We start from the raw sequence: 13,968 nt of genomic DNA on the forward strand, positions 1-13,968 counted from the left end.
TTATCGATCCTTCGGATCAAGCGCATCGCGCAGGCCGTCGCCGACGAAGTTGAGGGCAAACAGCGTGATGACGAAGAAGATTGCCGGGAAGATCAACAGCCACGGCGCGCTCTGCATATTCTTGGTGCCCTCCGAGATCAGCGTGCCCCAGCTGGCCAGCGGCGCCTGGACGCCAAGGCCGAGGAAGGACAGGAAGCTTTCGGTCAGGATCACCTGCGGCACCACGACGGTGACGAAGACGATGACCGGCCCGATCGTATTGGGGATGATATGACGGCGGATGATCTGCCAGTCGGTGAGACCCAGGGCCTGGGCAGCGCCGACGAATTCGCGGCGCTTCAGGGACAGGGTCTGGCCGCGCACGATGCGGGCCATCTCCAGCCATTGCACGGCGCCGATGACGGCAAAGATCAGCACGATCGACCGGCCGAAGAAGACGACCAGCACCACCACCAGGAAAACGAAGGGCAGCGAGTAGATGATTTCGACAAAGCGCATCATCACATTGTCGACCCGGCCGCCGATATAGCCCGATGTCGCCCCATAGATGACGCCGATGCCGAGCGAGACGAGGCTGGCGGCAAGGCCGACGGCAATCGAGATCTGGCCGCCGAGCATGACGCGGACCAGAAGGTCGCGGCCGTTGCTGTCGGTGCCGAACGGGAAATACTGCTGGTCGACCGTGCCGGTTAGGGTCATCGACAGCTGGTCGGGCGAGGTTTCGGCCACCGTGGTGTTCTTGAACTCGTTGACCCGGTCGAAATAGCGGATGCTGCGCGGATCGATCGGCCGCTCGGAGGTCACCTTGACGGTGAAGGCACCGTTTTCGATGGCGAGATTCTCGATCTTCAGGCGGGCCCGCTGCGCGGCACCTTCGGCAACCGCGGTCAATGTTTCCGGATCGGGCCGCGGCGTCAGGCTCGGGGGGATCGAGACATAGGACGGGAAGACCTGATCATAGGTATGGGGCGAGAAGAACGGGCCGGCAAACGAAAACAGCACGATCAGCAGCAGCATGACGCAGCCGGCCATGGCCGCCTTGTTGCGCCGGAAACGCAGCATGGCGAGTTGCCCGAGGCTGCGGCCTTCGATTGCGGGCGCAAGCGGAGTGGGTGTATCAGTCATGGCGGACCCTCGGATCGAGCAGGCCATAGGCGATGTCGACCAGCAGGTTGAAGACGATCACGAACACGGCGACGAGAATGACCGTGCCCATGACCAGGGGATAATCGCGATTGAGAGCGCCGAGCACGAAATAGCGGCCGACGCCGGGAATGGTGAAGATGCTCTCCACCACGGCCGAGCCGGTGAGCAGCGCGGCGGCACAGGGCGCCAGATAGGAGACGACCGGAAGCAGGGCGCCACGCAGCGCATGGGTGATGACGACGACCCGCGATGGCAGGCCATAGGCCCGGGCCGTGCGGATATGGTCGGTATGCAGGGCCTCGATCATCGATCCGCGGGTGAGGCGTGCGAACACGGCCAGTTGCGGCAGGGCAAGCGCCGTCATCGGCAGGATCAGGTTGCGCGCCGATCCGTCACCCCAGCCGCCGGCCGGCAGCCAGGACAGCATCACAGCGAAGATCAGGGTCAGCACCGGACCGACGACGAAATTGGGCACGGTGACGCCGACGGTCGCAAAGGCCATCAGGCCGAAATCAAGGGCGCTGTTCTGGCGAAGGGCTGCAATCGTGCCGAGCGTCACACCGCCGATCAGCGCGATCAGGATGGCATAAAGGCCGAGTTCGACCGAATAGGGCAGGGCCTTGCCGATCAGTTCGGAAACCGTGTTGTCCTTGTAGATGAAGCTAGGGCCGAAATCGCCGGTCGCGGCATTGCCGAGATAGTTGATATACTGGCGCCACAGCGGCTGGTCGAGCTTGTAGGTGGCCATGATATTGGCCATGGTTTGCGGCGGCAGCGGGCGTTCGAGATTGAACGGGCCACCCGGCGCGAAGCGCATCAGGAAGAACGAGATCGTCACGACGACGAACACCGTGGGCACGGCGCTCAGAAGTCGGCGCAGGACAAATGAGATCATGGCGAAAACGACGGCGCGCGACAGCCATCATGCTGCCGCGCGCCATTCCCTATGTTCGTTATTCGGAAACGCTGAGGAACTTCGACAGATGCTCGTTGACCGGATTGTCGCCCCAGCCCGAAACACGCGACGACACCAGCCACAGATTGGCATTGTTCATCAGCGGCGCGATCGGCTGGTCATTCATCAGAATGGTTTCCGCCTTCTTCATCTCGGCCATGCGCTTGGCTGGATCGGTTTCCTCATAGGACTTCTTCATCAGCGCATCGAATTCCTCGTTCTTGTACTTGCCGTAGTTGAACGTGGTGTTGGTGCTGATGTCGAGAGCCAGGAAGTTTTCAGGATCGGCATAGTCGGCTGTCCAGCCGGCGCGGGCAACGTTGAACTTGCCGCCTTCCTGCAGGTAGGCGTAGTGCGAGGCCACGTCGAGATTGACCAGCGAGACCTTGGCGCCGAACGTGTTCTTCCACATGTCGGCGACGGCGGTGGCGACGCGTTCATGGTTGGCATTGGTGTTGTAGCGGATCTCGATTTCGAGCGGCTTGCCGCCTTCGCCGTAACCGGCGGTCTTCATCAGCTCGACAGCCTTGTCTTCGCGGTCGATCTGCGACAGCGCTGCGAAATCCGGCTGTGGGCCCTGGCCATAACCTTCCATACCCGGCGGTACGAGGTTGTAGGCCGGAAGCTGCGCGCCGGCGTAGATTTCCTGGGCCAGGAAGTCGCGGTCGATGGACATCGACAGGGCGCGGCGGACGTTCACGTCGTTATACGGCGGCTCGCGGTTGTCGAAGACATAGTAATAGGTGGCGAGACCCGGGGTGACATGCACCTGGTCGCTGTAGCTTTCGCGCAGGCGTTTGATCTGGTCGGCCGAGAAGTTGTAGACGAGGTCGAGTTCCTTGGCCTCGAAGCGGCGGACGGACGCGGCATCGTCATCGATCGGGTAGAAGATGACCTTGTCGAGCTTGACGTTGGCGGCGTCCCAGTACTTGTCGTTCTTCACAACGGTCAGGGTATCGTTCGGGACGTGAGCCTGAAGCACGAAGGCGCCGTTGCTGACCATGTTACCCGGCTTGACGAACTGGTCGCCGAACTTCTCGAAATTGGCCTTGCTGACCGGCAGTGCGGTGTAGTGGGCGAGAAGCTGCAGGAAGAACGGCGTCGGGCGCTCGAGCGTGAACTCGAGGGTCTTGGCGTCGACGGCCTTGATGCCGAGCTGGTCGATCGGCACTTCGCCCTTGTTGGCCTTTTCGGCATTCTTGATCGGGTAGAGAATGTTGGCATATTCGGCCGCGGTCTTCGGATCTTCCAGGCGGCGCATTGCAAAGACGAAGTCCTCAGCCGTCACCGGCGAGCCATCCGACCAGTTTGCGTTTTCGCGGATCTTGAAAGTGTAGACCGTGCCGTCGTCGGAGACAGTCCAGCTTTCAGCCGTGCCCGGAATAATCTCGCCCTTGGCGTCGAAAATCGTCAGGCCTTCGAACAGGTCGCGCACGACGAAGCCTTCGATGTCGATCGAGATATGGGCATAGTCGAGCGTCTGCGGCTCGCCGGCATTGCCGCGATGCAGCACGGCTTCGGCGAAGGCTGGAGCAGCACTCATGAGCATGGTGCCAAACAGCAGCGATGTGGCCAGTTTCTGTATTCTTGTCATTTTTTTATCCCCTTTCAGGCTAATGGAAGGCCGAAAGAGACGAGAAAACCATTTGGAATACAAGAGGCGAATTTTACGGCAGGCCACACCTTTGATTGAAATAAACGCAAACGCAGGATTTTAAAAAGAAATCCGGCTTTGGCGCAATCAATGCAAAAATTATGTCGCGATCGCGATATTTTTTACCGCCCAGTAAAGGGCAAGGCTGTTGATATCCTCTAGATCCGCGCCAGATAGGTCTGGTAATCGAAGTCGGACACCGTCCGCAGATACGTAATCGCCTCCTTGCGCTTGGTGTCGCCGTAGAGCTTGCGATAGCGGATGTCGAAGATATCGGCGATGAAATCCGACGCGCGGAACAACTCGACGGCGGTCAGGAAGTCGTGGGTCAGCAGATCGGGATTGTCCGGCGCGCTGTCCGGCGTCGTCACCGGACCCGGATCCAATACCTCATCCAGCCCCAGCAGCATGCCGCCGAGAATGGCGGCCAGAAGCAGATGCGGATTGGCATCGGCGCCGGCGACGCGGTGCTCGATGCGGGCGGCTGGGCCGTCCTTGTCGGGAATGCGGATCGCCGTGCCGCGATTGCCAAAGCCCCAATCGGCCTTGTCGGGCGCAAACGAGCCCGGCTGGAACCGGCGGTAGGAATTGGCGAACGGTGCGAAGATCAGCTGCGCCTCGCGCATGGTCTTCAGCATGCCGGCGGTGACCGATTTCAGCGTGACCGGATCGCCGCCCTTGGCGTCGAGAATATTGTTGCCTTGGCGGTCGAGGATGCTGGCATGCACATGCAGGCCGGAGCCCGCCTGGTCGCCATAGGGCTTGGCCATGCAAGTGGATTTCAGCCCGTGCCGGCGGGCGGCGAAATCGACGACGCGCTTCAAGTAGACGCAGTCATCGGCCGCCGCCAACGCATCCGGCTTGTGCAGCAGGTTGACCTCGAACTGGCCGGGGCCGAATTCCGCCGTCGTCGCATCGGCCGGCAGGCCCATCGCGTCGGCATACTGGCGCACGGTGTCGAGAAAGCCTTCCATCGCCGCCGTGGCGCTCATATCGTAGAGCTGGAAACCGTTCGGCTCGCCGCGATAGGTCAGCACTTTCGGCGGCGTGGGCTTGCCGGTTTCGCGCCAGTCGTCCTCGACCACGTAGAATTCCAGCTCGGTGGCCACGACCGGCGTCAGGCCGCGTTCCTCGTAGCGCTTCAGCACATTGGCGAGGATGGCGCGCGGGCAGAGAAAATGCGGTTCGCCTTCCAGCGTGTGCATGGTGGCCATCACCTGCTTGGAGCCCGCGGGCCCCCAGGGCATTGGGGCCAGCGAATTCTTGTCCGGCACGCAGATGCCGTCGGGATCGCCAAGCGTCAGCGACAGGCCGGTGATGTCGTCATTGTCGTCGCCCCAGATGTCCAGCGACTGGGTCGAGGCCGGCAGGCGCACGGTGTTTTTCCAGACTTTGTCTTCCGCCTTGATCGGGATCATCTTGCCGCGCAGGTCGCCGTTCATGCCGACCAGCAGCACTTCGATGCGCGCCGAAGGGTCGGCGGCGGGGTTGGCGGCGACCGGGGAGGATGCTGTCATGGAAGGCGGCTTTCGCTGGAGGAACGAGGGGAGATTTGGCCGCAGGAGGTCGCGGATCGACGCCCTTGCCAAACGCATTTCGGAAGGTCATGTTCGTAGCCGATAACATTCCGCCTTTCAATCAGGCATGGAACAAGACCGGCGCGGACGGCCTCTCGGAAGCCCGCCTGAGACAGGTCTTGTGCGCTCAAAAGGACAGCTGCCATGAACACGCTTGCCGTTGCTTCTTCCAATCTCGGTGCCATCGATGCAGCCCATCATCTGCATCCCTTCTCCAACATGAAGAAGCTCAATGCCGAAGGCACGAAGATCATCGAGCGGGCCGAAGGCATGCATATCTGGGATTCGACCGGCAAGCAGTATCTCGATGCTTTTGCGGGCCTGTGGTGCGTCAATGTCGGCTATGGCCGCCAGTCGATCGCCGAGGCCGCCTACAAGCAGATGCAGGAACTGCCCTATTACAACACGTTTTTCGGCACCACCACGCCGCCGGCGACTTTGCTCGCCCAGAAGATCGCCAGCCATACCGGCCCGACGCTGAACCATGTCTTCTTCACCAATTCCGGCTCCGAGGCCTCCGACACCTGGTTCCGCATGGTGCGCGTCTACTGGAAGGCGCTCGGCCATGAAACCAAGACGATGGTGATCGCCCGCAAGAATGCCTATCACGGCTCGACGGTGGCCGGCGCCTCGCTCGGCGGCATGAAATGGATGCACGAGCAGGGCAACCTGCCGATCGAGGGCATCGCCCATATCAACCAGCCCTACTGGTTTGCCGAGGGCGGCGACCTGTCGCCCGCCGAATTCGGCCTGAAGGTCGCCCGCGAACTGGAAGAGAAGATCGATGAGCTGGGCGAGGAAAATGTCGCAGCCTTCGTCGCCGAACCGATCCAGGGCGCCGGCGGCGTCATCGTGCCGCCGGATACCTATTGGCCCGAGATCGTGCGCATCTGCAAGGCGCGCAACATCCTGCTGGTCTCCGACGAGGTGATCTGCGGCTTCGGCCGCCTAGGCTCGTGGTTCGGCCACCAGCATTACGGTTTCGAGCCGGATCTGGCGCCGATCGCCAAGGGCCTGTCGTCGGGCTATCTGCCGATCGGCGGCGTACTGGTCTCGGATCGCGTCGCCGAGGTGATGCGCGAAGAGGTTGGCGATTTCTACCACGGCTACACCTATTCCGGTCACCCGGTCTGTGCCGCCGCAGCGCTGGAAAACATCCGCATCATCGAAGAGGAAAAGCTCGTCGAGCGCGTGCGCGACGATATCGGCCCCTATTTTAAGTCTGCCTGGGCGTCGCTGGCCGATCACGACGTCGTCGGCGAAGCCGTCAGCGTCGGCCTGATGGGCGCCGTGCAGCTGTCACCCGACAAGGAGAAGCGCAGCCGTTATGCCAAGCCCGACGATATCGGCACGCTCGTGCGCAACCAGTGCGTGGCAAACGGCGTGATCCTGCGCGCCACCGGCGACCGCATGCTGGCCTCCCCACCGCTGATCATCTCGCGCGCGGAAGTCGACCAGACGGTCGAGGTGCTGCGCAAGGGGCTGGATGTCCTGCGCGATACGCATCGGGACTAGAAACCGGGCGGCAGGTGCCGCCCGAACACAATCATCGCTCCTGCGAACACAGTCGCCTCACGGCATGACCTGGCCGCCGTTCACGTCGATGGTCTGGCCGGTGATGTATCCGGCGAGCTGGCGGGAGGCGAGGAAGAGATAGGCGCCGACGCAATCCTCCGGCGTGCCGGTCCGCTTCAGGGGCACGGCGGCGGCAACCTGCTCAAGCTGGCCGGGCAGGGCATATTGGTCCTGGAACGGCGTCGCGATGAAGCCGGGTGCCACCGCGTTGACGCGAACATCATATTTGCCGAACTCCAGCGCCATGCCCTTGGTCACCGCGCCGACGAAGGCCTTGGATGAGCCATAGACGCCGGACCCGGCAGTGCCGCCGGTGCGGGCCGCGACCGAGGTGGTGTTGATGATGAAGCCACCCTGCTTCTTCAGGTGCGGCAGGGCGGCATGGCTCGCCGACAGCACGGAGCGGGCATTGACGTCCATCACCTTGTCATAATGGGCATCCGTCATGTCTTCGTAGAGCACGCGGGCGATCATGCTGCCGGCATTGTTGATCAGGCCATCGAGCCGGCCAAAGGCCTGCGCCAGCCGGTCGACAGCAGTCGCCATCGCCTTGGAGTCGGTGGCATCCGCCTTCAGCGTCAGAACGGTGCCGCCCGAAGCCGTGATCTCCTGGGCGATCGCCTCGGCTTCTTCGGCCTTTGAATTATAGTGCAGCCCGATCAGCGCGCCCTGGGCGGCGAAGGCCCGCGCCAGCGCCGCGCCGATGCCGCTCGACGCACCGGTGATGAGCACGGCCTTGCCGGAGAGATCGGGGATTTTGAGCGTATCGGTCATGGCAGAAGTCCTCCTGTTGTCCGACAAGTTTAGACCGCGAATGCCCTCGCTTGGCAAGATCGCTCTGGAGCTGCCCGCTTCACGATACGCGCAGCGGGCAGCTCCTATTCATGCCGCTGTCCATTCGAACGGCAGCGGTGCCTCGCGGAAGGCGAAGCGGTCGAGATGGCTGGAGACCACGCCCTGCATGCGCTCCAGCACCTCGGGCGAAGACGCCTCGATGACCACGGTCAGGGCCGCGTCATCGGCCGACATCTCGGCGACGGCTTCGGGGAAGCGCACGGTGGCGCGGTTTTCGCCGAGCTCCACCTCGAGCTTGTGGCTCCAGTGCTTGCAGAGCTGCTGCACATATTTCCAGCCGTGTTCGGTGGCGATGGTGGCTGTTGTCTTTGTCATCTCAGAGCCTTTCGATCTTGCTGGCGGCCTCGTCGAGGATACGTGCCACATCGAGCTGTAACTCGCGCGTCACATTGTCTTGAGACAGCCGCTCCTGCAGGGCGGATTTCAGATTGTGCATGGCCCGCCGCACCGGGGCGGCATCCGTCTGTTCGCTGACCCTGGCCAGAGCCGTCAGCCGCGCCATGGCAATGGCCACCTCGTCGGCCCGCTCAGTGAGATGCTGGCGCCCGGCCTCGCTGATTGCCAGCAGCTTGCGCGGCCCCTCGCTGATCTGTTCTTCGGCAAGCCCCATGTCGATCAGCAGCGTCATGGTCGGGTAGACCACGCCGGGGCTCGGCGCATAGGCGCCGCCAGAACGGCTCTCGATTTCGCGGATCAGGTCATAACCATGGCGCGGCTGCTCCTCGATCAGCTTCAGCAGCACCAGGCGCAACTCGCCGGTCTCGAACATGCGCCGGCGTTCGCCGCCATGTCCGCGGCCTCCTTCAAATCGGCCGCGGGGACCGCCGCCAAAGCCGCGCTCCTTCATGGCCTGCCAGAACGCGCGGCCTTCACGGCGGCCGCAGCCTTCAGAATGCATATGTCTCATCAGGTTTCTCTTTTCGTTGCTTGAACTGTATCTAAGATATATCTTAGTGCGGTCTTTGCAAGAGGGCCCCGGAATTTTTTCGATCCGACCATGGCGACGCCAGCCGTGCTTCGGCCTATTGTCGAAGCCGAAGACTCGCGGGAAGGAGATTGGACAAATGACCGAGCACAGACACGAGTATCGGGTGACCGTGACATGGCGGGGCAACCTGGGCAGCGGAACCTCCGGCTACCGCGCCTATGGCCGCGACCACGTGATCTCGGCCGACGGCAAGCCCGACATTCCGGGTTCGTCCGATCCGGCCTTTCGCGGCGATGCCAGCCGCTGGAATCCCGAAGACCTGCTGGTGGCCTCGCTCTCGGCCTGCCACAAGCTCTGGTATCTGCACCTCTGTTCCGTCTCGGGCGTGGTGGTCACGGCCTACGAGGACCATGCCGAAGGCGTCATGGTGATGGATGCGGAAGGGGTCGGCCGCTTCACCAGCGTGGTGCTGAAACCGCGCGTCACGATCAAGGTCGGCACCTACCCGCAGATCGCCGCGGAACTGCACGCCGAGGCCCACGAGCAATGTTTTATCGCCAATTCGGTGAATTTTCCGGTGCGCTGCGAGGCGGTGATTGTGGAGGGGTGAGGGGTGGCGTCTTGGGGGAGGCTTTGCGGCGAAGGCGGATATGCGCTTTGCTCGAAGTGCCAATTTGGGGCCGATGCGGGCTGGCCGGCTTCTAGCAGCGCATCTTCGAAAGCGGGCCAATCTGTTGAGTTGGAAGTACTTGCCTCCCTTTTGGGTTGCAATTTAATAATAACATGCGCAGCATATTTTGATACCGTACTAAAGCAATCCAGGGGGAGATATGGCTAAGAAAATCCAAGTGAGCGAACCTGCGGCAGAAGAATCAAAAACGGCTGCGGAACTAAAGCGTCGGAGGTCTCAACGATCATTCCCAGCCTCTTCATTCGAAGAGCCGCTTGGTTTTGCTAAATCCGTCTTCAAAATCGGGAGTGGGCAGCCAATTAAACGGCTTACATTGTTCGATCAACTTGGGAAGTCACCTGAGAGTGGTGCTTCTCGGCAACTTATCATCAATTCCGGCAAGTATGGGCTGACGAAGGGTGGGACGAGCGCCGACAACATCGAATTGACCGCCGAGGGACTTAAAGCAGTCGATGACCAAACCCCAGAAAGGGAACGCGCCCGTATCAATGCGCAACTTGCAATTTAAAATATTGAGCCATTTCAGGCACTTTATCAGAGATTTTCCGGAAACAAACTTCCAGCGCAAGCCGTGTTAATTGACGCCGTGAAAGATCTCGGCATCGACTCCGCCCACGCCGTCGAAGCGGTGGAAACGTTTGTTGTTAACCTAACCTTCGTCGGATTGCTTAAGACGTTGTCTGGGGCAGAGCGAATAATTCCGATGGACATGCTGTTGGATTCGATAACCCCGACCCCTGCAACGGCCGCTCGACCGTTGCCGATGCAGTCTACTAGTGTCACGACCTCAGAGCACGCAGCGTACGAGGCAACGTGCTTTTACATCGCGCCAATCGGGGACGAGGCGTCAGAGACACGGAAGCATAGCGATCTTTTCCTCGGAACCATCGTTGAGCCTGCAATCGAGCAATTCCAACTTAAGGTCGTTCGCGCAGATGCAATTGACAAGCCTGGGGTGATCACCCGGCAGATTATTGAATACATTATGAGGTCGCGATTAGTTATAGCGGACCTCTCATTCCATAATCCCAACGTTTTCTATGAACTGGCACTGAGACATGCAATCAAATTACCTATCGTGCAAATTATACGGGCATCCGATCGCATCCCCTTTGACGTAAACCAGATGCGCACTATTCCCATTGACACGTCTGATATCTATTCGTTCGCGCCGAAAATTGAGACATATCGCGCTGAGGTGGCCAACCACGTTCGTCGCGCCCTGGAGCCCGATCACGTGGTTGACACTCCCATCTCAACGTACTTTCCAAACATGGTGGTGGCGCTGCAATAGCAGACGTTGAAATCTTCGATTCGACTGAATTTCCAATGACTATTGGAAGAGAGAAATCGGGCGCAAAGTAGCGCTGCAAAGATCGAAGGGACTAGCTGTGTCAAGGAATCGCTTCCACAAGCTGAATGTTAATAGCAGCTTACCGGAATTTGAACCTTGTCCATGAAGGTCTGAAATAAGGCGCAAAGCTGGCCTTAGAAAACCCCGCAACCGTCCCCCTACTGAAACGCCGTCTCGTAAAAACTCCGCAGCTTGCGCGAATGCAGTCGTTCGGGTGGCATTTCGGCGAGTTTCTGCAGGGCGCGGATGCCGATCTGCAGGTGCTGGCTGACCTGGGTCTTGTAGAAGGCGCTGGCCATGCCGGGCAGTTTCAGTTCGCCATGCAGCGGCTTGTCGGAGACGCACAACAGCGTGCCATAGGGCACGCGGAAGCGGAAACCGTTGGCGGCGATGGTGGCCGATTCCATGTCGAGCGCGATGGCGCGCGATTGCGACAGCCGCTTGACCGGCCCGCGTTGGTCGCGCAGTTCCCAGTTGCGGTTGTCGATCGTCGCCACCGTGCCGGTGCGCATGATGCGCTTCAGCTCGAAGCCTTCATAACCGGTGATCTCCTCGACCGCATCCTCGAGCGCCAGCTGTACTTCGGCCAAAGCCGGGATCGGCACCCAGACGGGCAGGTCATCGTCGAGCACATGGTCTTCGCGCACATAGGCATGGGCCAGCACATAGTCGCCGAGCCGCTGGCTGTTGCGCAGGCCCGCGCAATGGCCAAGCATCAACCAGGCATGGGGACGCAGAACGGCGATATGGTCGGTGATCGTCTTGGCGTTGGAGGGGCCGACGCCGATATTGACCATGGTGATGCCGGCATGGCCATCCTTCTTCAGGTGATAGGCCGGCATCTGCGGCAGGCGACCGAGCGACAGGGCCGAGTCAGGCCCGTCGGCGCCGGCCGGCGTGATGATATTGCCGGGCTCGACAAAGGCGGTGTAACCGCCGCCGCCGTCCGCCATCAGATTGCGGGCATAGGCGCAGAATTCGTCGATATAGAACTGGTAATTGGTGAACAGCACGAAATTCTGGAAATGCGCCGCACTCGTCGCGGTATAATGCGACAGCCGCGCCAGCGAATAGTCGATGCGCTGCGCGGTAAACGGGGCCAGCGGCTGCGGCTCGCCGGGGCGCGGCTCGTATTCGCCATTGGCGATCTCATCATCGGTGGTCGACAGGTCAGGCGTGTCGAACAGGTCGCGCAGCTGGATATCGGCCAGCCCATTGGCCTCGGCTTCCACATGGGCGCCTTCGCCGAAGGCGAAATGCAGCGGAATAGGCGTCGAGGATTCCGACACCACCACCGGCACCTGGTGGTTGTTGATCAGCAGCGCCAATTGCTCGACCAGATAATGGCGGAAGAAATGCGGCCGGGTGATGGTCGTGGTATACATGCCCGGCGCCGTCACATGGCCGTAGGACAGGCGCGTGTCCGCATGGCCGAAGCTGGCCGTCTCGATGCTGACCTGCGGATAGAAGGCCCGGTAGCGGCCAGCGGGCGAGGCGCCGCCGGCCAAGGCCTGGAAGCCCTCGATCAGGTAGCGGGTATTGCGCTCGTAGAGCTCGGTGATGGCATCCACCGCCAGCGCCGCGTCGGTAAAGACGCGCGGCTCATAGGGCTCGGGGCCGAGGAAATTCAAAGGGGAGAGTGTCGAGATTCGCTTGTCCATGGGCCTTTATATAATGGTCTGTTTGACAAGCAAACGACGCGGCATGACCCGGACCGCTTTTTTGGTCGCCGGCGTCCGGCGACACGCTCGCAATCGTTCAGCTCAGCGACTGGCGCTGCAGGCTGACGAACAGAACGAGGCCGGCCCCCTGCTTGCTGATGCCGGCAGGTCCTGACTGGCTGAAGCCAAGCGCCGCCAGCGGGCCGAGCAGCAGGGCTGCCAGAAAGGCAACCCGGAGGCTGGAGGCGGCAGAGCCGAGGACGGATGCGGTCATGGCAGTCTCCTGTTCAAGGGTTAGAGTTGTACGGTGCAGAAGCTGCTGGCCGGATGCAGGCAAGGCGTCGCGGTGCCGTAATGCACCCGCTTCGGCCCGCGACCGTCAGCCACGACCAGGGCCGAGAAGCCCATGGCAAAGATCGCCATCGTCAGTGTGATGATTGTCAGTCTGCGCAGCACGACGTCCATGATCAAAAGGCCCCCGCCAAAATCGTTCATTCGATACAGTCTTTATGGCAGGGGTTGCCTGAACCCTGTCTGAGGTCCCGGTTCATCGGGCGTTCAGCAAGGCTGTCGCCAGCACACGGTCAGAGCTTTGCCTCGGCAAACACGGCCGCGGCCCAGTCCAGAAAGACCCGGACGCGCGAGGCGAGCTGCCGGTTCTGCGGGTAGAGGGCGGAGAGCGGTGTCGGCGGCGGCGGACACTGCGGCAGGACTTCGACCAGGGCGCCTGTCTCGAAATCGGCGGCCAGGCGATAGCGCGGCGCCTGGATCAGGCCGAAGCCCAGCCGTGCCAGATCGGCCATGGTATCGGAGTTGTTGACCGTCAGCCGGCTCGGCAGGGTGACGAAGCGCGTCTGCCCCTCGACCAGGAATTCGAGCGGCATGGTTTCGCCGGTGCGCGACGAGACGAACCCCACGCAGACATGGCCATGCAGGTCCTCGATCGACGACGGCATGCCATGCCTCTCGATATAGGCGGGGCTGGCGCAGGTCACCTCCTGGATGGTGGCGAGCCGCCGCATGATCATGCCGCTATCGGTGAGTTCTCCGGCCCGGATCACGCAATCGATGCCCTCGCGCACCAGATCGACCAGCCGGTCGCCCTGGCCGATATGCAGGTCGATCAGCGGATAGCGATCCAGAAATTCCGGCAGCCGCGGCAGCAGGAAGGTACGCGTCAGCAGCCCATGCGCATCGATGCGCAGCATGCCCTGCGGCTGGGCGTTGCGAAACACGCTGTTGGCGTCTTCGATATCGGAAAGAATCGAGAGGCAGCGCTGGTAATAGGCCTGGCCGTCCAGTGTCGGCGTGACATGCCGCGTCGTGCGCTCCAGCAGCCGGGCGCCGACATCGGCCTCCAGCAGCTTGATCGCCTCCGTCGCCGTCGAGCGCGCCAGGCCGAGGTCCGCGGCGGCAGCGGTGAAGCTGCGCCGTTCCACGACACGAACAAAGAGCTGCATGCGATCCAGGCGGTCCATGATCTTGTTCACCATAGCCGAATACTCTTGTCAAATATTGGGTGATTGTTTCGCTAGGGCGACAGGCCTATTTTCGAACCATCAACAGAAGGAG

General features: G+C 61.4%; 15 protein-coding genes. 4 read left to right on the top strand and 11 right to left on the bottom strand.

The features are described 5' to 3' along the window. The 4 genes from HFC70_RS16230 to HFC70_RS16245 form a co-directional block, all read right to left on the bottom strand. Window positions 1–1,125, bottom strand: coding sequence for an ABC transporter permease (locus HFC70_RS16230; RefSeq protein ID WP_168474324.1), 1,125 nt, complete (start codon window positions 1,123–1,125; stop codon window positions 1–3). Next, complete coding sequence (oppB, locus tag HFC70_RS16235) at window positions 1,118–2,041, bottom strand: oligopeptide ABC transporter permease OppB (RefSeq protein WP_168474325.1); 924 nt, start codon at window positions 2,039–2,041, stop codon at window positions 1,118–1,120. The genes HFC70_RS16230 and oppB overlap by 8 nt, the downstream gene beginning before the upstream one ends. Window positions 2,042–2,099: 58 nt before the next feature. Beyond that, window positions 2,100–3,695: a peptide ABC transporter substrate-binding protein gene (locus HFC70_RS16240; protein WP_168474326.1), complete on the bottom strand. Its 1,596-nt coding sequence runs from the start codon at window positions 3,693–3,695 to the stop codon at window positions 2,100–2,102. Window positions 3,696–3,913: 218 nt separating this feature from the next. Continuing rightward, the gene (locus tag HFC70_RS16245; RefSeq protein ID WP_168474327.1) at window positions 3,914–5,272 is read right to left on the bottom strand and encodes a glutamine synthetase family protein; all 1,359 of its coding nucleotides are present in this window, start codon (window positions 5,270–5,272) and stop codon (window positions 3,914–3,916) included. Between the two features lie 204 nt (window positions 5,273–5,476). Between HFC70_RS16245 and HFC70_RS16250 the strand changes: the two genes are divergently transcribed. After that, window positions 5,477–6,847 carry an aspartate aminotransferase family protein gene (locus tag HFC70_RS16250; protein WP_168474328.1) on the top strand — a complete coding sequence of 457 codons (1,371 nt, stop codon included), beginning with the start codon at window positions 5,477–5,479 and terminating at the stop codon, window positions 6,845–6,847. 57 nt (window positions 6,848–6,904) lie between these two features. Here HFC70_RS16250 and HFC70_RS16255 read toward each other — a convergent pair whose 3' ends face one another. The 3 genes from HFC70_RS16255 to HFC70_RS16265 form a co-directional block, all read right to left on the bottom strand. Next, entirely contained in the window at window positions 6,905–7,681 is a 777-nt protein-coding gene (locus HFC70_RS16255; RefSeq protein WP_168474329.1) for an SDR family NAD(P)-dependent oxidoreductase, read from the bottom strand. A gap of 108 nt (window positions 7,682–7,789) precedes the next feature. Then, complete coding sequence (locus tag HFC70_RS16260; protein WP_168474330.1) at window positions 7,790–8,077, bottom strand: DUF2218 domain-containing protein; 288 nt, start codon at window positions 8,075–8,077, stop codon at window positions 7,790–7,792. Window position 8,078: 1 nt separating this feature from the next. After that, entirely contained in the window at window positions 8,079–8,669 is a 591-nt protein-coding gene (locus HFC70_RS16265) for a PadR family transcriptional regulator (protein WP_168474331.1), read from the bottom strand. Window positions 8,670–8,826: 157 nt separating this feature from the next. On the opposite strand from HFC70_RS16265, the gene HFC70_RS16270 reads away from it, so the two are divergent. From HFC70_RS16270 to HFC70_RS26795, 3 genes are all read left to right on the top strand, one after another. Beyond that, window positions 8,827–9,300, top strand: coding sequence for an OsmC family protein (locus HFC70_RS16270; RefSeq protein ID WP_168474332.1), 474 nt, complete (start codon window positions 8,827–8,829; stop codon window positions 9,298–9,300). A 220-nt stretch (window positions 9,301–9,520) separates the two neighbouring features. Next, window positions 9,521–9,889 (top strand): hypothetical protein, encoded by a 369-nt coding sequence (locus tag HFC70_RS26790; protein WP_210259298.1) that lies wholly within the window; start codon window positions 9,521–9,523, stop codon window positions 9,887–9,889. Window positions 9,890–9,952: 63 nt separating this feature from the next. Then, a complete protein-coding gene (locus tag HFC70_RS26795) occupies window positions 9,953–10,675 on the top strand; it encodes a hypothetical protein (protein WP_210259299.1) in 723 nt (240 codons plus the stop codon). Between the two features lie 218 nt (window positions 10,676–10,893). Here HFC70_RS26795 and HFC70_RS16280 read toward each other — a convergent pair whose 3' ends face one another. The 4 genes from HFC70_RS16280 to HFC70_RS16295 form a co-directional block, all read right to left on the bottom strand. Then, window positions 10,894–12,396, bottom strand: coding sequence for an AMP nucleosidase (locus tag HFC70_RS16280; RefSeq protein ID WP_168474333.1), 1,503 nt, complete (start codon window positions 12,394–12,396; stop codon window positions 10,894–10,896). A gap of 97 nt (window positions 12,397–12,493) precedes the next feature. Continuing rightward, the gene (locus tag HFC70_RS16285) at window positions 12,494–12,670 is read right to left on the bottom strand and encodes a hypothetical protein (RefSeq protein WP_168474334.1); all 177 of its coding nucleotides are present in this window, start codon (window positions 12,668–12,670) and stop codon (window positions 12,494–12,496) included. 20 nt (window positions 12,671–12,690) lie between these two features. Then, window positions 12,691–12,891 carry a hypothetical protein gene (locus HFC70_RS16290; protein ID WP_168474306.1) on the bottom strand — a complete coding sequence of 67 codons (201 nt, stop codon included), beginning with the start codon at window positions 12,889–12,891 and terminating at the stop codon, window positions 12,691–12,693. An 89-nt stretch (window positions 12,892–12,980) separates the two neighbouring features. Further along, window positions 12,981–13,874, bottom strand: coding sequence for a LysR family transcriptional regulator (locus HFC70_RS16295; RefSeq protein WP_168474545.1), 894 nt, complete (start codon window positions 13,872–13,874; stop codon window positions 12,981–12,983). Between the last annotated feature and the right edge of the window lie 94 nt (window positions 13,875–13,968).

It is taken from the genome of Agrobacterium sp. a22-2 (assembly GCF_012276985.1).
Lineage (GTDB): Bacteria > Pseudomonadota > Alphaproteobacteria > Rhizobiales > Rhizobiaceae > Allorhizobium.